We start from the raw sequence: 268 nt of genomic DNA, 5'->3' as shown, positions 1-268 counted from the left end.
CCAGGGCGCGGCGAAATTTGATGAGGTTCAGCCGAAGGTAGCGCCGCGCGGGCGTGATCGCCAACCCGGCGATCAACAGTTGCAAGGCCAGCAACCCCAGCTCTTTTTCCAACGCCTTGATCGGCTCCGCCCCCAGCCCGCCGGTCTGTGCCTGAAACAGCAACCACGGGATTGGCAGAAGCCCCACTATATATACGACCCATGTGGGAACACGTCGCGCGATGGTATTCAGGCGGTCGATCATACCGCCCTGCTCACTTCTATAGAG

1 pseudogene is annotated in these 268 nt (G+C 60.4%); it reads right to left on the bottom strand.

The features are described from left to right. Positions 1-244 (bottom strand): annotated as a pseudogene (locus B3849_RS07280) (sulfoxide reductase heme-binding subunit YedZ); the annotation flags it as partial. Positions 245-268: the final 24 nt, after the last annotated feature.

Source organism: Sulfitobacter sp. UBA4523 (genome assembly GCF_002388305.1).
In the GTDB taxonomy this organism is placed as follows: Bacteria; Pseudomonadota; Alphaproteobacteria; order Rhodobacterales; family Rhodobacteraceae; genus Sulfitobacter; species Sulfitobacter pontiacus.
The sequence above is the reverse complement of the archived record's forward strand: the minus strand, read 5'-3'. Positions and strand labels throughout refer to the sequence as shown.